Here is a 17,500-nt window from a genome sequence, read left to right on the forward strand (position 1 = left end):
CTTTTCAAAATTTTGCTTCCCTCTAAGTGATGCATAGATGGCAGAGAGTTCAGGAATCCGTTCCATTACGTCACCCATTGTTGCTTTTTCTCCTTCCAATTGTTTCATGTGGAACATCTTTTCAGCCATAAGCGAAAATAGGCCATTCTTTTGGAATTTCACCTCATCATCCAAGAATCGATATTGTTGCTTTTTACGCTTTCTTGTCGAAACACCGTGGGCAAGGACGGAAGTCGTCTCAGGGTAATCTGGTTCAACTGTCAGGATGCATGCTTTGATAAGATGGACAAGTCCATAGAAAAGCAAAATGGGCTGGATGGCCAGCGGCGATTTTTCTGCCTGTTCATAATAAAGCTTCCCATGTTCGAGATAATACATAAAGGGATAGCAGTTTTCAAAGCTCTTCAGGTCAGGCTGCTCGAGATTGATTTTCCGGTAGCATTTTTTCAGAAAATCTTGTGAATATTCGGCTGAAAAGAAGAGTGTATAGCTATTCCAATCTTTATAAGGCAAAGACACATAAAAAACCTCCAAGTTAACTGAAAAATCTAACTAATAACAACGTCCTTGACAGTATTTTAACCAATTGATAACCTACAAATAATATTTTCTTAAAGGGGGGCATTTACTATGTGGGAAAGTAAGTTTGTAAAAGAAGGATTAACGTTTGATGATGTACTGTTGGTGCCAGCTAAATCGGAGGTTTTGCCAAAGGATGTCAGCCTCAAGGTCAGCCTGACAGAGACTCTGGGATTGAATATTCCGATTATCAGTGCCGGCATGGATACAGTAACAGAAGCTGAATTGGCGATTTCCATCGCAAGGCAGGGGGGTCTGGGCATCATACATAAAAACATGTCCATTGAAGCCCAGGCAGATCAGGTTGATAAGGTAAAGCGCTCTGAAAGTGGTGTCATCACTGATCCTTTCTTTTTAACCCCAGAGCATCAAGTATATGATGCTGAACATCTGATGGGGAAATATCGCATTTCTGGTGTTCCGATTGTCAATAACAAAGAAGAGCAAAAACTTGTTGGAATCATTACGAATCGTGATATGCGTTTTATCCAGGATTACTCCATTAAAATTGAGGAAGTCATGACTAAAACGAATCTGGTGACTGCTTCTGTAGGTACAACCCTTCAGGAAGCAGAACAAATCCTTCAGCGCCATAAGATTGAAAAACTCCCACTAGTAAATGACGAAGGTGTTTTGAAAGGCCTCATCACCATTAAGGATATCGAAAAAGTGATTGAGTTCCCGAATTCTTCGAAGGATAACAAAGGCCGATTATTATGCGGAGCCGCAGTCGGGGTAACAGCCGATACGATGAAGCGTGTTGAGATGCTGGTGAAATCACATGTGGATGTCATTGTTGTTGATACAGCGCATGGGCATTCGAAGGGTGTAATTGAAACAGTAAAACAAATCCGTGAAGCCTACCCAGAACTTAATATCATCGCAGGAAATGTCGCGACAGCAGAAGCGACAAAAGATCTGATTGAGGCTGGGGCAGATATCGTGAAGGTTGGCATTGGACCTGGTTCGATCTGTACTACGCGAGTCGTTGCCGGTGTAGGTGTGCCGCAAATTACAGCTGTGTATGATTGTGCGACAGAAGCACGCAAGCATGGCAAGGCTATCATTGCCGATGGAGGCATCAAATACTCCGGAGATATCGTGAAAGCACTAGCCGCCGGAGGGCATGCAGTCATGCTTGGAAGCTTGCTGGCTGGTGTCACTGAGAGTCCAGGTGAAACTGAAATCTACCAGGGAAGACGCTTCAAAGTGTACCGTGGTATGGGTTCAGTTGCTGCGATGGAAAAAGGATCGAAGGATCGTTACTTCCAGGAAGACAACAAGAAGTTTGTTCCAGAGGGCATTGAAGGAAGAATTCCTTACAAAGGACCCCTTACAGACACAATTTATCAGCTGATCGGCGGCATCCGTTCGGGCATGGGATACTGCGGAACGGCAAACCTTCAAGAATTAAGGGAAAATGCTCAATTCGTAAGAATGACGGGTGCAGGTTTGAGAGAGAGCCACCCGCATGACGTCCAGATCACGAAGGAAGCTCCAAACTATTCCATGTCATAATTCAAAGCCTGGAAAATCAGGTTTTACTTACGTTGTATAAGCAGCAAGTTTACGAAAAAGAAAATTAAATAAAGGAAAAACAGACAGGGACTAAGACTTTTATCCTGTTTCGGGTCTGTTTTTTCCTGATTTTACAATAGACAGAGTGACTATTCTCTGTCTATTTTTTTCGTTTTTTTTATGGTAAACTATACGGGTGTGATTTTTTAAAGGGAAGAAAAAAATGCAAGTTTTATAGATTATTTCAAAATTATGGAGGGAAATTCGTCTTGAATCGTAAACAGAAACAGCTTTCAATGTTTTTTGCAGCATTCATTCTAACGATCACAACAATGTTTTCAGGATTTTCAATGGAAGCTGAAGCAGCAGAGGGTCAACTCGGCATTGATGCCGAAGCAGCTATGCTGGTAGATGCGGAAACTGGAAGAGTATTATATGAGAAAAATTCCGATGTTGTCCTTGGTGTGGCTTCCATGTCCAAGATGATGACAGAATATATGGTTCTTGAAGCGGTCAAAGAAGGAAAGCTGAAGTGGGATCAGAAGGTCAAGATCAATGAGTATGTCCACAAGCTGTCAGCTGCACCTGGCCTTTCAAATGTTGGCTTGACCCAAGGTGAAGATTATACGGTAAAAGAATTATATGAAGCGATGGCGATCCATTCCGGAAATGCAGCAACGGTTGCACTTGCTGAGGTTCTTTCTGGAACTGAGAAAAACCATGTTGAAAAAATGAACAAAAAAGCAGCCGAGTTAGGCTTGAAGGATTATAAATTCGTCAACTCCTCAGGCTTGAACAATAAGGATCTTTTAGGCCAGCATCCTGCAGGCAATCCTGATGAAGAAAATGTCATGTCTGCACGTTCAATGGCCAAGCTTGCCTACCGACTATTGAAGGATTACCCAGAGGTTTTGGAAACAGCAAGTATGCCTGCATTGAAATTCCGTGATGGCCGTGAGTACAAGAACTTTAACTGGATGCTTCCAGGCCTTATTTATCAATACGAGGGTGTCGATGGCCTGAAGACGGGTTCTACTGATTTTGCTGGCTATGGTTTTACTGCTACTGCGATGAAGAATGGCCAGAGAGTCATCTCTGTTGTGATGAAGGCGGACTCTAAGGACAGCCGTTTTGCTGAGACTCGTAAAATCCTTGATTTTGCTTTCAGTAATTTTACAGAAGAAGAGCTTGTGAAAAAGAATTATCAGGTGAAAGGCAAGAAAACTCTTCCGGTAACGAAGGGCAAGGAAGACAGCGTGAAGATCCAGTCAAAAAAGGCGATCTCCATGGTAATCAGAAATGGCGAAAAAGATCAATATAAGCCAGTGCTCGTTCTGGATAAAAAGAAGCTTAACAAAGATGGTGAGCTGACTGCTCCAATCAAAAAAGGCGAACAAGTCGGCTATATGACTGTTAAGAATACCCAAGATGAAAAGATCAGCTTCCTGACTGAAGATGGCCAAAAAGAAATTCAGGTTCCAGTCGTTGCTGCTGAAAGCGTGGAAAAAGCAAACTGGTTCGTGCTTACAATGCGTGGAATCGGCGGGTTCTTTGGAGACCTGTTTGGCGGCGTTGCTGATACGGTAAAAGGTTGGTTTTAATGAATAATCAAAGGTTTCCTGTCTTGACAGGAAACCTTTTTTATTGTTTATTTTCAATAGGGGTAGCTGTAATTCCGACTAAAAAAGTCCGAATATCCAGTTATTTGTATTTGCTTTACATAGTAATCCCTTAAAAGGGACAAGGGGGAGTAAGAATGAGGACAGGTACTGATCGTGTTAAACGTGGTATGGCAGAAATGCAAAAGGGCGGCGTCATTATGGATGTTGTCAATGCCGAGCAGGCAAAGATTGCTGAAGAAGCAGGTGCGGTTGCCGTAATGGCACTTGAGCGTGTTCCTTCAGATATCCGTGCAGCTGGCGGTGTAGCAAGAATGGCTGACCCGAGAATCGTTGAAGAAGTGATGGGTGCTGTCACGATTCCCGTTATGGCAAAAGCAAGGATTGGACATATTGTAGAAGCACGTGTGCTAGAAGCAATGGGCGTTGATTATATCGATGAAAGTGAAGTTTTGACTCCGGCAGATGAGGAGTACCACCTGAATAAAAGAGATTACACAGTTCCGTTCGTCTGCGGATGCCGCGATCTTGGCGAAGCAGCCAGAAGGATTGGCGAGGGAGCATCCATGCTTCGTACAAAGGGTGAGCCAGGCACTGGAAACATCGTTGAAGCTGTTCGCCATATCCGCAAGGTGAACGCACAGGTTCGCAAAGTAGTCGCAATGGATATTGATGAGCTTATGACAGAAGCTAAGCTTCTTGGAGCGCCATATGAGCTTCTTCTTGAAATCAAGGAGCTTGGACGTCTCCCGGTCGTCAACTTTGCAGCAGGAGGCGTAGCAACGCCCGCAGACGCAGCATTGATGATGCAGCTTGGTGCTGATGGAGTATTTGTTGGATCTGGTATCTTCAAATCTGATAATCCAGCGAAGTTTGCAAAGGCAATTGTCGAAGCAACGACACATTATCAGGATTATGAATTGATTGCGAACATTTCGAAAGGCCTTGGCATCCCGATGAAGGGCATGGAGATTTCATCATTGGCCCCTGAAGCCCGCATGCAGGATCGCGGCTGGTAAGGAGTATCAATATGGTGAAAATCGGAGTACTAGGCCTTCAAGGGGCTGTCCGTGAGCATATATGGGCAATCGAGGCTTCTGGGGCAGAGGGCGTAGTTGTTAAACGTCCCGGTCAGCTGGAAGAGATAGACGGATTGATCATTCCAGGCGGAGAAAGCACGGCCATTCGCCGTCTGATTGATAAGTATGGATTCATGGACGAGTTGAAAAAATTCGCTGCAGATGGCAAGCCAATGTTCGGGACCTGCGCAGGATTGATCTTGCTGTCGAACGACCTGGTTGGCTATGATGAACCGCATATCGGTGTCATGGATGTGAAAGTGGAACGCAACTCGTTCGGGCGCCAGCGTGAGAGTTTTGAAGCAGATATCGATATTTCCGGAGTGGCTGACAATTTTTCCGCCGTATTCATCCGGGCTCCTCATATCGTGGAAGCGGGTGAGAATGTCGAAGTGCTTGCAAAGCATAATGACAGGATTGTCGCTGCCCGTGATGGTCAATTCCTCGGCTGTTCCTTCCATCCGGAATTGACAGATGATTTTCGGCTCATGAATTACTTTGTTAAAATGGTAGAAGAGTCTAAGAGTAAAAATTTTGCATAAACTGCTTGCATGCTGAACATAATTGTAGTAAATTATGAATTAAAATTCGATAGTAAAAGCGATGAGAGGGAATAGTAGCTTGTTTCCATTCCGAAGAGAACCGGTGGTTGGTGCAAACCGGTGTCTGGAACAAACGAATCCGCCCTCGAGCAGAGTATGGAACGCCATATGGCCAGTAAATACTCTCGGTAAAAACCGTTATTTTATGAGTGGAAGGCATTTTTGCCTTCAACTAGGGTGGCAACGCGGGTTAACTCTCGTCCCTTTTTGGGGACGGGAGTTTTTTATTTTATCAAAAGCTTTTTACTGCATATCAAAAAGGGAGGGATTCGCAGTGTTAGACGTAAAGTATTTAAGGGCGAATTTTGAAGAAGTAAAACAGAAGCTTCAGCACCGTGGCGAAGACTTGACTGATTTTGGAAAGTTTGAGGACCTGGATGTCAAGCGCAGGGAATTGATCCTTGAAGCTGAACAGCTGAAGAGCAGGAGGAATGAAGTATCCCAGCAGGTTGCGCAGCTTAAGCGTGAAAAGCAGGATGCAGACCACCTGATTGCGGAAATGCGTGAAGTAGGCGACAAAATCAAGGTGCTGGATGATCAATTGCGTGAGGTCGAGGAAGAGCTCGAGGCATTGATGCTTAGCATTCCGAATATCCCGCATGAAAGTGTTCCAGTTGGCGAAACAGAAGACGATAACGTGGAAATTCGCAAATGGGGCGAAGTCCGTGACTTTGAATTTGAAGCTAAGCCGCACTGGGAAATCGCAGACCATCTGAAAATCCTTGATTTTGAACGTGCAGGAAAAGTAACAGGCAGCCGTTTTGTCTTTTACAAAGGCTTAGGCGCACGCCTTGAGCGCGCATTGATGAGCTTCATGCTTGACCTGCATGTGGATGAGCATGGCTACAAGGAAATCCTTCCTCCGTACATGGTCAACCGCGCAAGCATGACAGGAACAGGACAGCTGCCTAAGTTTGAAGAGGATGCATTCCGCATCGAGAGCGAAGATTACTTCCTGATCCCGACAGCCGAGGTGCCTGTCACGAATATGCACCGTGACGAGATCCTGAGCGGTGAAGAGCTGCCAGTCAATTATGCAGCATACAGTGCATGTTTCCGTTCTGAGGCAGGATCCGCCGGACGAGATACACGCGGTTTGATCCGCCAGCATCAGTTCAACAAAGTGGAGTTGGTGAAGTTTGTTAAGCCTGAAGACTCTTATGACGAGCTGGAAAAGCTGACTGGACACGCCGAAAAGGTGCTTCAGCTGTTAGGCCTGCCATACCGCGTTTTGAGCATGTGCTCTGCTGACCTCGGCTTTACTGCTGCTAAGAAGTATGATATCGAAGTCTGGATTCCAAGCTACGGCACGTATAGGGAAATCTCTTCTTGCAGTAACTTTGAAAGCTTCCAGGCAAGACGTGCGAATATCCGGTTCCGCCGCGAGCCTAAGGCAAAGCCTGAACATGTGCATACCTTGAACGGATCCGGCCTTGCGATTGGCCGTACAGTTGCCGCGATTCTCGAGAACTACCAGCAGGCTGATGGAAGTGTCATCATTCCAGAAGCACTGCGTCCATACATGGGCAATAGGGAAGTTATTGCTCCTGAATAAGTTTCATTAATAAGCGGTTTAAACTTTGATTAGTGTCTAGATCCAACGCCTAGCTCCTCGAGTTGCTTGTCCAGTTTCGCCTCCTAAAAACTCCGAAACTTCAACTCCGCCGGCAGAAGCAAAAAGCGCTTCTTTGTCGGAGTCTCCAGTTTCTGCGTTTCTGGGCAGTCGGCTATACATTTCGATTTCGGTCCGTCCAATGAAGTCAAAGAACGACTTCACTGGTCGGCCCTCCGTGGCACACGATGTGCTAGACCCGCCAGCCACAGGACGTGGCGTTTTTAGGCGGGCAGCGCTTGTCGGAGCTGACCAAGGCGTTTCCGCTTTTCTTTTGGGCAGGATTCATTCCTGCCCAAAAAAACTTTTAAAGAATTGTTGACTCGTTTTTGAATACGTGATATTATATTTCTTGTCTCGGAGGTATACCCAAGTCCGGCTGAAGGGATCGGTCTTGAAAACCGACAGGCGGGTAACACCGCGCGGGGGTTCGAATCCCTCTACCTCCTCCATTTAATTTTTCAATTAAAGCATTAACGCATAAAACAATTTGGAGATTGTGTAAGGAAACCCGTTACTATGTAGCGGGTTTTTTTATATATTATAACTGGACGTTGATAGTAGAGAAATAAACGGATAAACTTCACTAAAATTTGGAGCTTCCCTTATTTCCTTTTCATTTATTAAATTCAACTCATTGGATTTTGTCTTATATAGAACAGTTAACCGGAATATCTCCTCTTATTTTTGCTTTAAAAACTATACATAGCTAAAATATCATCACTTATGAATTCTCACACTTTCACGAGTATCTTTTTCTTACAAAATAAAAACCGCCAAATGGCGGTTTTACTTTTTCAATAATTGAGTTTGTTTGATATGTGCCGCGATTTTCTCCACAATTGGTTCAATGGATTCCGGATTGTTAAACAAATCGTAATCATTGATATTCAAGCGCAGGACAGGGCAAGCGTTAAAGTTATTGATCCAGTTCTCATAGCGGGCATGCATTTCTTCCCAATAACTGATCGGTGTCTGCTGTTCCATGGGACGTCCTCTTAGCTTGATGCGCTCAAGAATGTCGTCGATTGAACCTTCCAGATAGATCAGCAGGTCAGGATGCGGGAAATACGGAGTCATGACCATTGCGTCGAAAAGGCTCTTGTATGTTTCGTAGTCCACCGGGGACATTGTGCCTTTTTCATAATGCATTTTTGCAAAAATGCCTGTATCTTCATAAATCGAACGATCCTGGATAAAACCGCCGCCGTATTCAAAAATTCTTTTTTGTTCCTTGAAACGCTCAGCCAGGAAGTAAATTTGCAGGTGGAAGCTCCATCGTTCAAAATCAGCATAAAACTTATCAAGGTAAGGATTTGTATCTACCTTTTCAAAGGATGTACGGAACCTTAGGGCATCCGCCAATGCATTCGTCATGGTAGATTTGCCGACTCCAACTGTACCGGCAATCGTGATGACGGCATTAGCCGGGATGTCATATTTTGTTCTTAAATTCATGGTTGTACGCTCCTTTTTCTTAATGATGCGGTTAGCTGGTCAATGATCAGCTGAAGATCTTCTTCATGCTTGACAAAATCCAGATCATCGCCGCTGAAACGGAGGACTGGGATTTCTGGATGGTCTTGCTCAAATTGAAGCATTGCTTGTTCATAATCAAGAGATAATTGCTCTAGATATAATGGACTGATGTTTTTTTCGACTTCGCGGCCGCGCATCTTGATGCGCTTCAGCAATGTATCGAGGCTTGCATTAAGATAAATGATGACATTAGGCTTAGGCATATCTTTTGTCAGGATTTGATAAATATCTAAGTATTTTTTGTATTCCTGCTCATTCAATGTGCGCTGGGCGAAAATGAGGTTTTTCATGATATGATAATCAGCTACGACAGGCTTGTCCTGGCTGAGGTAATGTTCATTAATATCTCCAAGCTGCTTATATCGATTGCAGAGGAAAAACATTTCTGTCTGGAAACTCCATTCTTCGATGTTATCGTAAAACTTCCCCAAAAATGGATTTTCATCGACAATTTCTTTTAAAAGTGCAAATTGGAATCGTTCGGAAATGGCTCTAGCCAGTGACGTTTTGCCGATCCCAATCGGTCCTTCAACCGTTATAAAAGGTGTTCCTTCCACAACATGTCCTCCCTCTCCGTTGTATCTGTATCTTTTTTTACATTTCTGTCAGTTAAATCGCGCAAAATTCATTTTATCACACCAGTACATGGAATGGATATGCTATATTTAGAGGCAATTTTAGCAAAAAAAGAAGACAGCCGCATAAATACTGCGCCTGTCATATATTATCGGAATTTGTAAAAAATTTTTAACAGTCATTCGGGGCATAAAGTCTTATCTTTTCACTACGTTGAAATTTTCCTGGATGAGCAGCCAGTTTTGCGGAAAGGAAAGGCCGAGCTTCCAATAACTCATGCCTCTCAGGTTCAGTTCCTTGATCAGGTCGAATTTTGCCTGGATGGAACGCGCATCCTCAAACCAGACTTCATGCTGTTTTCCGTCAGATGCCGTATATCGGAATGTCGGTGCCTGAGACTCTGTGTTGTATTGGATCGCGACGTTATTATCTGCTGCGATCTGGATGGCCTGCTGCGGACTGACGGCGCGGGCGATCGATCCCTGGACAAATGGCAGAGTCCAATCGTATCCATAAAGGTTCTGGCCCATCATGATTTTTTGTGAAGGCATTTCACTCGCGGCATACTCCAGCACCTCACGGACAGGGCCAATCGGGGATACTGCCTGGGCAGGTCCGCCGCTATAACCCCATTCATAGGTCATGATGACGACGAAATCGACTATTTCCCCATGTTTTTTATAGTCGTGAGCAGTATACCAGGCACCAGTCTGGGCAGCGCTCGTTTTAGGAGCTAATGCAGTGGAAATGAACCAGCCCTCCTGTTTGAACCGATCCCGGGCTTTTCGCAGGAAAGTGTTATAGGCTTCACGGTCTGCTGGACGCAGGAATTCAAAATCAAAATGGATATCGCGGAAGCCATATTTTTTAGCGGTAGCAACGATATTGTTCAGGAATTTATCCTGAATGGCCATATCATTCAGTACGATACGCCCAAGCTCATCACTGAACTGGTCATTTTCCTGGTTAGTTATGACCATCATCAATATATTATTGTTTGCCTTGGCGATGGCCGGGAAATTGTTCAATAGAGGCTCCTTCAAAGTACCGTCACGAAGGGCCTGGAAACTGAATGGAGCAAGATATGTCAAATAAGGAGCAGCTTCCCGTGCCGCCGTTTCCAGAGCAGGGGCAACTGTATTTCCGCGCGGTTCTACATACGCATTGAATTCGGCATTTGATTTTGGCTGTTGCGGTATATAAAGCCGGAAACCAACTGAGAGCGCCTGGTTCACCGAAATTGCATTGATCCGGGCAAGCTCCTGGGGTGTGGTTCCGAACCTTCGGGAAATGGACCACAAGCTGTCTCCTGGCTGGACAAAATAGAAACTTCCGACAATCGGAATGACCATCGCCTGGCCAACGACTAGATTATTTGGGTTAGGCAGTTCATTTGCCTCGGTTATATCCGCAACAGACGACCCGTATAATTGAGCAATCTGTGTCAACGTCTGTCCTTGCTGAACCACATGGATTTGCATCTTCTTCCCTCCCTGGCATTTTAGCGCTACAACCATTGTATGAAGGAAGAAAATGCAGTATGTTATAAATCAAGCTCCTTAGAAGGTCTTGTATCGGCTGACAGGACATTTTTCATCATGGTCAGCGCGTATTGGTTGTCCTTATCATCATTAGAGGCAATGAAGTCCTCTGGTATGATGAGATTGTATTCACGCATATACGCATCATTCGCGGTGAAAAGAACGCAAATGTTCCCGGCGATCCCCGAAAGGACAAGGGTATCAACCTTTAGCTGCTGAAGCAAAGTATGCAGTGCGGTTCCATAAAAAGCGGAGTGCTTCGGCTTGATCAGGAAATAGTCCTTGTTCTTTTCAGGAGCGATTTTTTTAATGATGTCCTCGCTCGTTTCATTCGAGCAATAATCCATGATTTTTTCAAAATCAGCCTGCCATAGATTATAATGGTCATTAATATAGATGACGGGCATATCCCTTTCATTGAAAGATTTCTTTAAATTTAAAATCGGATCGATGATGTTTTCTGTATTTTTAGCGAGGGCTTCCCCTGCATCAAAATTAAAGTCATTGATCATATCGATGATCAACAGGGCAGTCTTTGGCATGAATAATCCTCTCCTTCTCCTTTATATTTTTACCGGCAGGGGATTATTAAACCAGTTGGAAATATAAAACACCTTAATGGAGGAAAAGATGGAATATACTCCAGATGAAAGATATATGCTAGAAGCAATTGAAGAGGCAAAAAAAGCAGGGCAGATAGGCGAGGTGCCGATTGGGGCAGTCATTGTCCTGGACGGGGAGGTCATCGCCAGGGCACACAATCTCCGCGAAACAAAACAAAGCTCAATCGCCCATGCTGAAGTACTGGCGATTGACGAAGCCTGCAAGAAACTCGGCACTTGGCGGCTTGAAGATGCCGTTCTGTACGTTACACTGGAGCCTTGTCCAATGTGTGCAGGGGCAATCATGCTCTCCCGGGTAAAAAAAGTGGTCTATGGTGCAGCAGATCCAAAAGGCGGCTGTGCCGGCACCTTCATGAACATTCTCCAGGATGAGCGTTTCAATCATCAAAGTGAAGTTGTGTCAGGTGTGTTAAAAGAGGAGTGCGGAGCATTATTGTCCGATTTTTTCAGAAAGCTCCGTGAAGAGAAAAAACAGAAAAAGAAACAGGCAAAACAGGCGATGGAACAGCATACAGGAATTGACAGCTGATAAACATTGATTTTTATGGGCAGAGTTAGTATACTATGTATGTGTCCTTGAGACACAACTAAATATGGTTTCAATTTTGCCGTGCTAGTCGGGGAGGTAGCGGTGCCCTGTACCCGCAATCCGCTCTAGCGGGGATGAATCCCTTCCTGAGGCTGTTTTACTGTAGGGTCTGCCTTAAGTAAGTGGTGTTGACGCCCGGGTCCTGCGCAATGGGAATCCATGAACCATGTCAGGTCCGGAAGGAAGCAGCATTAAGTGGACGCTCCCATGTGCCGCAGGGTTGCCTGGGCCGAGCTAACTGCTTAAGTAACGCTTATGGTATTCAGTCGACGGAAGGTGCGCGGCAGTTAAATATGATTCATTCAACTCATCTCTTATACGGAGATGAGTTTTTTGTATTTCTCTTTTCTAAAGACTGTTTTCGTAAAGATTGTTGTTAAAATCTTAAAGCCGATTTTAACGTGCTATAAAGCCATTTTGCAGTTCGTATTTAAGTGTGCAAGCTCTTTTCTCATGATAAACTTTAATTTTATAAAGAAAACTAGGTCATTGAATCCCATTTTGTAGTCAATAGCAATAAAGTTTGAGAAAAGAGCCTTTCTAAAAGTGTAAATGTCCCAAAAATTGCGTTATAATAGGAAGGATAATAAAACGAAGGGAGCGGTGTCATTGGCCTACCAAGCATTATATCGTGTCTGGCGTCCACAGCAGTTCATTGATGTGGTCGGACAGGAACATGTAACAACGACACTGCAAAACGCTCTGCTTCAACAAAAAATATCACATGCCTACCTTTTTTCCGGCCCGAGGGGGACTGGAAAAACGAGTGCTGCTAAAATTTTGGCAAAAGCGGTTAACTGTGAACAAGCTCCGACAACAGAGCCTTGCAATGAATGCGATGCCTGCCGGGGAATAACCGATGGATCGATTCCCGATGTGATCGAAATTGACGCTGCTTCCAATAACGGTGTCGAGGAAATCCGGGATATCCGTGACAAAGTAAAATATGCCCCTAACGTCGTGAAGTATAAAGTATATATCATCGATGAGGTGCATATGCTTTCCATCGGAGCGTTCAACGCCTTGCTAAAAACACTTGAAGAGCCTCCAAAGCATGTTATCTTTATCCTCGCTACAACTGAGCCCCATAAGATTCCACTCACAATCATTTCACGATGCCAGCGATTTGATTTCAAGAGAATCACGGCTCAGGCCATCGTTGGCAGGATGAAGCAAATTGTTGAGGAATCTGGAGTGGATTGCGATGACACAGCCTTGCAAATCATTGCCAGGGCAGCGGAAGGCGGAATGCGTGATGCCTTGAGTCTGCTGGATCAGGCAATTTCGTTCAGCCAGGACCGAGTGACGATTGAAGATGCGCTCACAGTAACAGGAACAGTATCACAGAACTTCCTCAACCAGCTGGCCAAAGCAATTTATGAAAAAAATGCAGCTGTTGGACTGGAAGCATTGGATGAGCTTCTTTTACAAGGAAAGGATCCGGCAAGATTCATAGAAGACATGATCTTCTTTTACCGCGACATGCTCCTTTACAAGGCAGCACCAGGATTAGAAGAAGCCATGGAACGAGTGATGCTGGATCATGATTTCCAGGAACTCGCCAATCAAATTGATTCCGCACAAATATATGAATTGATTGAGGTCTTGAACAAAGCCCAGCAAGAAATGCGCTGGACGAACCATCCGCGTATTTTCCTTGAAGTCGCGATCGTAAAACTGTGCCAGCTTGATGCTCAGGTGCAGACAAGCAATGTACAGGTTGAACCTTTATTGAAGAGGATCGAACAGCTTGAAGAAAAGCTGGCGAATTTTCAGCAAAACCCGGGTGTGGCAGCAAGTGAACCAGCTGCAGCCAAGAAAGCGCCGCGTCCAAACCGAAAAGGTTTCCAGGCTCCGGCCGGAAAAATCAATGAGGTACTGAAAAGTGCAACAAAGCCTAATCTTCAAGCGATCAAGGGACGCTGGGGAGACTTGCTAGAAATGCTGGCTGCCAAGCAAATGCGTTCGCAGGCTGCGTTATTGAATGAAGCCGAACCGGTTGCTGCATCTGATGAGGCGGTCGTGATAAAATTCAAATATGAGATTCACTGCCAGATGGCAATGGAAAACACCAGGTTCACTGAAACTGTCAGCGGTGCGATGCTGGATTACACAGGTAAAAGATTGCAGGTCATCGGTGTGCCGGAAGAACAGTGGCTTAAAATAAGGGAAAACTTTATCAGCCAAAGAGGCGACGGATCAACGGAAGGGCAAGCTGCTGCCAGTGAAGACCCGCTGATTGCTGAAGCCAAGAAATTATTTGGCGATGAATTAATACAAATACAAGATTAATATAGGAGGACGTTAATATGATGCGTGGAATGGGTAATATGCAAAACATGATGAAGCAAATGCAAAAAATGCAAAAGAAAATGGAAGAAGCACAGGTTCAATTAGGTGAAGAGAAAATTGAAGGAACTGCAGGCGGCGGTATGGTAACAGTCATCGTAACTGGCCACAAAGAAATCGTCGATGTGCAAATCAAGCCGGAAGTCGTTGATCCGGATGATGTAGAAATGCTTCAGGACCTAGTACTTGCTGCAACAAACGATGCACTGAAGAAAGCAGAAGAATTAACGAACAAAACAATGGGACAATTCACAAAAGGGATGAACCTTCCTGGGGGAATGTTCTAGGAGGAATAAATAAGAATGCATTATCCTGAACCAATATCAAAGCTGATCGACAGCTTTATGAAATTACCAGGTATCGGCCCAAAAACAGCCGCACGTCTGGCTTTTTTCGTCTTAAGCATGAAGGAAGAAACCGTATTGGATTTTGCGAAGGCCCTGGTGAATGCGAAGCGCAATTTGACATATTGCTCTGTCTGCGGTCATATCACTGACCAGGATCCATGTTATATTTGCGAGGACCAGCGCCGCGATCGCAGTGTTATATGCGTGGTCCAGGATCCCAAGGATGTCATTGCGATGGAAAAAATGAAGGAATACAACGGCCTGTACCATGTGCTTCATGGAGCTATTTCCCCAATGGATGGAATCGGCCCGGAAGATATCAATATACCAGATCTGCTGAAAAGGCTTCAGGATGAAACTGTCCAGGAAGTCATCCTTGCTACGAACCCTAATATCGAAGGTGAAGCGACGGCGATGTACATCTCAAGACTCCTGAAACCGTCAGGAATCAAGATTACAAGGATTGCCCATGGTCTGCCTGTCGGAGGGGACCTTGAATACGCAGATGAAGTCACGCTATCAAAAGCACTCGAAGGCCGCCGGGAAGTTTAATTCTATATACAAGAAGCGCTCTACTGGAGGAAGGTCATGTTATTTCGCAAAAAGAAATGGCTAAGAAAAGAATTCGACCAAAAACTATTGGGACAGCTGAACAGCATGAAGACGAACTGGAATAATCAAAAGCTATTGGTTGAAAGAAGCTTCGATCCGTCAGAAGAGTTCATCACAGAAGCAAAGATTGCCGAAGCGAAGTACTTTTTTCTATTTAAAGAAGCAAAGCACAGGAAAATCACGATCAGGACAAAATAAATGCAATAAGGTCTTATTTCAATAACTTGTACATAAAATTGTACAAGACATTGAAGTAAGGAGGATAAGTATGGATCCTATAGTTGTCATATCGGTCCTGGGCGGATTGATCATGTTGCTGCTCATCATAGGCGCGCCGACAAAACCGCTTCGTTTCATCGGGCAGAGCGCGGTTAAAATCCTGATCGGAGCCCTCTTTCTATTTTTTCTCAACGCTTTCGGAACCGGCTTCGGAATCTACGTGCCAATCAACATTGCAACCGCAGCAGTCTCCGGATTGCTGGGAATCCCAGGTGTATTCGCCCTGGTTGCAATCCAGACTTGGATTATATAATGAACGAACGCCGCTTTTAGAAGAAGCGGCGTTTTAATTTTCTCATTGGTGTTAAGAGCAGTAATTAAGAAGTCTTCGCGGATCACCATTAGAAACCAATCAATGGGAAAACAACTTTTTGTGAAAAATCTATTGACCATGCAAGCAGATGTTGTTAATATATAAAAGTTGCTGTTGAACAGCCGTTAATAACTTATGAAAAAAGATGTTGACGAAATAACGGCAGCATGGTATATTATTTAAGTCGCCTACGGGAGACATTGAAATTGCTCTTTGAAAACTAAACAAACAAGCGTCAACAAACAATAAATTATCATGCTTCTATTAATAGAAGACATGAGCCAACGTTTTAACTTATGAGCTAACTCATAACTCTTTCTTGGAGAGTTTGATCCTGGCTCAGGACGAACGCTGGCGGCGTGCCTAATACATGCAAGTCGAGCGGATCTTCATTAGCTTGCTTTTGAAGATCAGCGGCGGACGGGTGAGTAACACGTGGGCAACCTGCCTGTAAGACTGGGATAACTTCGGGAAACCGGAGCTAATACCGGATAATCCTTTCCCTCACATGAGGGAAAGCTGAAAGACGGTTTCGGCTGTCACTTACAGATGGGCCCGCGGCGCATTAGCTAGTTGGTGAGGTAACGGCTCACCAAGGCAACGATGCGTAGCCGACCTGAGAGGGTGATCGGCCACACTGGGACTGAGACACGGCCCAGACTCCTACGGGAGGCAGCAGTAGGGAATCTTCCGCAATGGACGAAAGTCTGACGGAGCAACGCCGCGTGAACGATGAAGGCTTTCGGGTCGTAAAGTTCTGTTGTCAGGGAAGAACAAGTACCGGAGTAACTGCCGGTACCTTGACGGTACCTGACCAGAAAGCCACGGCTAACTACGTGCCAGCAGCCGCGGTAATACGTAGGTGGCAAGCGTTGTCCGGAATTATTGGGCGTAAAGCGCGCGCAGGCGGTTCCTTAAGTCTGATGTGAAAGCCCCCGGCTCAACCGGGGAGGGTCATTGGAAACTGGGGAACTTGAGTGCAGAAGAGGAGAGCGGAATTCCACGTGTAGCGGTGAAATGCGTAGAGATGTGGAGGAACACCAGTGGCGAAGGCGGCTCTCTGGTCTGTAACTGACGCTGAGGCGCGAAAGCGTGGGGAGCGAACAGGATTAGATACCCTGGTAGTCCACGCCGTAAACGATGAGTGCTAAGTGTTAGAGGGTTTCCGCCCTTTAGTGCTGCAGCAAACGCATTAAGCACTCCGCCTGGGGAGTACGGCCGCAAGGCTGAAACTCAAAGGAATTGACGGGGGCCCGCACAAGCGGTGGAGCATGTGGTTTAATTCGAAGCAACGCGAAGAACCTTACCAGGTCTTGACATCCTCTGACAACCCTAGAGATAGGGCGTTCCCCTTCGGGGGACAGAGTGACAGGTGGTGCATGGTTGTCGTCAGCTCGTGTCGTGAGATGTTGGGTTAAGTCCCGCAACGAGCGCAACCCTTGATCTTAGTTGCCAGCATTCAGTTGGGCACTCTAAGGTGACTGCCGGTGACAAACCGGAGGAAGGTGGGGATGACGTCAAATCATCATGCCCCTTATGACCTGGGCTACACACGTGCTACAATGGATGGAACAAAGGGTCGCGAAGCCGCGAGGTGAAGCCAATCCCATAAATCCATTCTCAGTTCGGATTGCAGGCTGCAACTCGCCTGCATGAAGCCGGAATCGCTAGTAATCGCGGATCAGCATGCCGCGGTGAATACGTTCCCGGGCCTTGTACACAC

The 17,500-nt window shown here is 45.3% G+C and carries 16 protein-coding genes, 1 tRNA gene, 1 rRNA gene, 1 other RNA gene and 1 other annotated feature (2 of these 20 cut by a window edge); of the genes, 14 read left to right on the top strand and 5 right to left on the bottom strand.

Annotated elements, in window-relative coordinates; genetic code table 11:
* Positions 1-519, bottom strand: the 5' portion of a protein-coding gene (locus QNH36_RS00075; protein WP_283904436.1) for a YaaC family protein. 438 nt of this gene lie to the left of the window's left edge; only the first 519 of its 957 coding nucleotides appear in the window; the start codon lies at positions 517-519; its stop codon lies beyond the left edge, outside the window.
* Positions 520-630: 111 nt separating this feature from the next.
* Here QNH36_RS00075 and guaB point away from each other — a divergent pair, with 111 nt between their 5' ends.
* The 6 genes from guaB to QNH36_RS00105 all read left to right on the top strand — a co-directional run bounded on the left by guaB (position 631) and on the right by QNH36_RS00105 (position 7,461).
* On the top strand, positions 631-2,097 hold the full coding sequence (gene guaB / locus QNH36_RS00080) for an IMP dehydrogenase (protein ID WP_251545024.1): 1,467 nt from the start codon (positions 631-633) through the stop codon (positions 2,095-2,097).
* 296 nt (positions 2,098-2,393) lie between these two features.
* Positions 2,394-3,698 (top strand): serine hydrolase, encoded by a 1,305-nt coding sequence (locus QNH36_RS00085; protein WP_481825311.1) that lies wholly within the window; start codon positions 2,394-2,396, stop codon positions 3,696-3,698.
* A gap of 155 nt (positions 3,699-3,853) precedes the next feature.
* Positions 3,854-4,735, top strand: a complete 882-nt coding sequence (pdxS, locus tag QNH36_RS00090; RefSeq protein ID WP_144481482.1) for a pyridoxal 5'-phosphate synthase lyase subunit PdxS — start codon at positions 3,854-3,856, stop codon at positions 4,733-4,735.
* Between the two features lie 11 nt (positions 4,736-4,746).
* Complete coding sequence (pdxT, locus tag QNH36_RS00095) at positions 4,747-5,337, top strand: pyridoxal 5'-phosphate synthase glutaminase subunit PdxT (RefSeq protein ID WP_144481483.1); 591 nt, start codon at positions 4,747-4,749, stop codon at positions 5,335-5,337.
* 52 nt (positions 5,338-5,389) lie between these two features.
* Positions 5,390-5,605 (top strand) — a binding site (T-box leader).
* Positions 5,606-5,671: 66 nt separating this feature from the next.
* Entirely contained in the window at positions 5,672-6,952 is a 1,281-nt protein-coding gene (gene serS / locus QNH36_RS00100; protein ID WP_144481484.1) for a serine--tRNA ligase, read from the top strand.
* Between the two features lie 416 nt (positions 6,953-7,368).
* Positions 7,369-7,461, top strand: a tRNA-Ser gene (locus QNH36_RS00105).
* Between the two features lie 337 nt (positions 7,462-7,798).
* Here QNH36_RS00105 and QNH36_RS00110 read toward each other — a convergent pair.
* The 4 genes from QNH36_RS00110 to QNH36_RS00125 form a co-directional block, all read right to left on the bottom strand.
* Positions 7,799-8,467 (bottom strand): deoxynucleoside kinase, encoded by a 669-nt coding sequence (locus QNH36_RS00110; RefSeq protein WP_144481486.1) that lies wholly within the window; start codon positions 8,465-8,467, stop codon positions 7,799-7,801.
* Positions 8,464-9,105 (bottom strand): deoxynucleoside kinase, encoded by a 642-nt coding sequence (locus QNH36_RS00115; protein ID WP_144481487.1) that lies wholly within the window; start codon positions 9,103-9,105, stop codon positions 8,464-8,466. Before QNH36_RS00115 ends, QNH36_RS00110 begins: the two co-directional genes overlap by 4 nt.
* Before the next feature lie 216 nt (positions 9,106-9,321).
* Complete coding sequence (locus QNH36_RS00120; RefSeq protein ID WP_283904437.1) at positions 9,322-10,605, bottom strand: glycoside hydrolase family 18 protein; 1,284 nt, start codon at positions 10,603-10,605, stop codon at positions 9,322-9,324.
* A 62-nt stretch (positions 10,606-10,667) separates the two neighbouring features.
* On the bottom strand, positions 10,668-11,207 hold the full coding sequence (locus QNH36_RS00125; RefSeq protein ID WP_251545021.1) for a cysteine hydrolase family protein: 540 nt from the start codon (positions 11,205-11,207) through the stop codon (positions 10,668-10,670).
* An 88-nt stretch (positions 11,208-11,295) separates the two neighbouring features.
* On the opposite strand from QNH36_RS00125, the gene tadA reads away from it, so the two are divergent.
* The 8 genes from tadA to QNH36_RS00165 all read left to right on the top strand — a co-directional run.
* Positions 11,296-11,817: a tRNA adenosine(34) deaminase TadA gene (gene tadA, locus QNH36_RS00130; RefSeq protein WP_144481490.1), complete on the top strand. Its 522-nt coding sequence runs from the start codon at positions 11,296-11,298 to the stop codon at positions 11,815-11,817.
* A gap of 79 nt (positions 11,818-11,896) precedes the next feature.
* Positions 11,897-12,161, top strand: an RNA gene (gene ffs, locus QNH36_RS00135) — signal recognition particle sRNA large type.
* A gap of 325 nt (positions 12,162-12,486) precedes the next feature.
* A complete protein-coding gene (gene dnaX / locus QNH36_RS00140) occupies positions 12,487-14,169 on the top strand; it encodes a DNA polymerase III subunit gamma/tau (RefSeq protein ID WP_144481491.1) in 1,683 nt (560 codons plus the stop codon).
* 17 nt (positions 14,170-14,186) lie between these two features.
* A complete protein-coding gene (locus tag QNH36_RS00145; RefSeq protein WP_251545018.1) occupies positions 14,187-14,513 on the top strand; it encodes a YbaB/EbfC family nucleoid-associated protein in 327 nt (108 codons plus the stop codon).
* Between the two features lie 15 nt (positions 14,514-14,528).
* The gene (recR, locus tag QNH36_RS00150) at positions 14,529-15,125 is read left to right on the top strand and encodes a recombination mediator RecR (protein WP_144481492.1); all 597 of its coding nucleotides are present in this window, start codon (positions 14,529-14,531) and stop codon (positions 15,123-15,125) included.
* A 36-nt stretch (positions 15,126-15,161) separates the two neighbouring features.
* Positions 15,162-15,383, top strand: coding sequence for a YaaL family protein (locus QNH36_RS00155; RefSeq protein ID WP_144481493.1), 222 nt, complete (start codon positions 15,162-15,164; stop codon positions 15,381-15,383).
* A 70-nt stretch (positions 15,384-15,453) separates the two neighbouring features.
* Positions 15,454-15,717 (top strand): pro-sigmaK processing inhibitor BofA family protein, encoded by a 264-nt coding sequence (locus tag QNH36_RS00160; protein WP_283904438.1) that lies wholly within the window; start codon positions 15,454-15,456, stop codon positions 15,715-15,717.
* 376 nt (positions 15,718-16,093) lie between these two features.
* Positions 16,094-17,500, top strand: a 16S ribosomal RNA gene (locus QNH36_RS00165); it runs 143 nt beyond the window's last position.

The sequence above is a fragment of the Mesobacillus sp. AQ2 genome, assembly GCF_030122805.1.
GTDB classification, from domain to species: Bacteria; Bacillota; Bacilli; order Bacillales; family Cytobacillaceae; genus Mesobacillus; species Mesobacillus oceanisediminis_A.

What these genes read in the sequence shown, in the direction of transcription:
- guaB (WP_251545024.1), top strand. Translation starts at nt 631, where the DNA reads ATGTGGGAAAGTAAGTTTGTAAAAGAAGGATTAACGTTTGATGATGTA.
- QNH36_RS00085 (WP_481825311.1), top strand. Translation starts at nt 2,394, where the DNA reads ATGTTTTTTGCAGCATTCATTCTAACGATCACAACAATGTTTTCAGGA.
- pdxS (WP_144481482.1), top strand. Translation starts at nt 3,854, where the DNA reads ATGAGGACAGGTACTGATCGTGTTAAACGTGGTATGGCAGAAATGCAA.
- pdxT (WP_144481483.1), top strand. Translation starts at nt 4,747, where the DNA reads ATGGTGAAAATCGGAGTACTAGGCCTTCAAGGGGCTGTCCGTGAGCAT.
- QNH36_RS00110 (WP_144481486.1), bottom strand. Translation starts at nt 8,467, where the DNA reads ATGAATTTAAGAACAAAATATGACATCCCGGCTAATGCCGTCATCACG.
- QNH36_RS00120 (WP_283904437.1), bottom strand. Translation starts at nt 10,605, where the DNA reads ATGCAAATCCATGTGGTTCAGCAAGGACAGACGTTGACACAGATTGCT.
- QNH36_RS00125 (WP_251545021.1), bottom strand. Translation starts at nt 11,207, where the DNA reads ATGCCAAAGACTGCCCTGTTGATCATCGATATGATCAATGACTTTAAT.
- tadA (WP_144481490.1), top strand. Translation starts at nt 11,296, where the DNA reads ATGGAATATACTCCAGATGAAAGATATATGCTAGAAGCAATTGAAGAG.
- QNH36_RS00145 (WP_251545018.1), top strand. Translation starts at nt 14,187, where the DNA reads ATGATGCGTGGAATGGGTAATATGCAAAACATGATGAAGCAAATGCAA.
- recR (WP_144481492.1), top strand. Translation starts at nt 14,529, where the DNA reads ATGCATTATCCTGAACCAATATCAAAGCTGATCGACAGCTTTATGAAA.
- QNH36_RS00155 (WP_144481493.1), top strand. Translation starts at nt 15,162, where the DNA reads ATGTTATTTCGCAAAAAGAAATGGCTAAGAAAAGAATTCGACCAAAAA.
- QNH36_RS00160 (WP_283904438.1), top strand. Translation starts at nt 15,454, where the DNA reads ATGGATCCTATAGTTGTCATATCGGTCCTGGGCGGATTGATCATGTTG.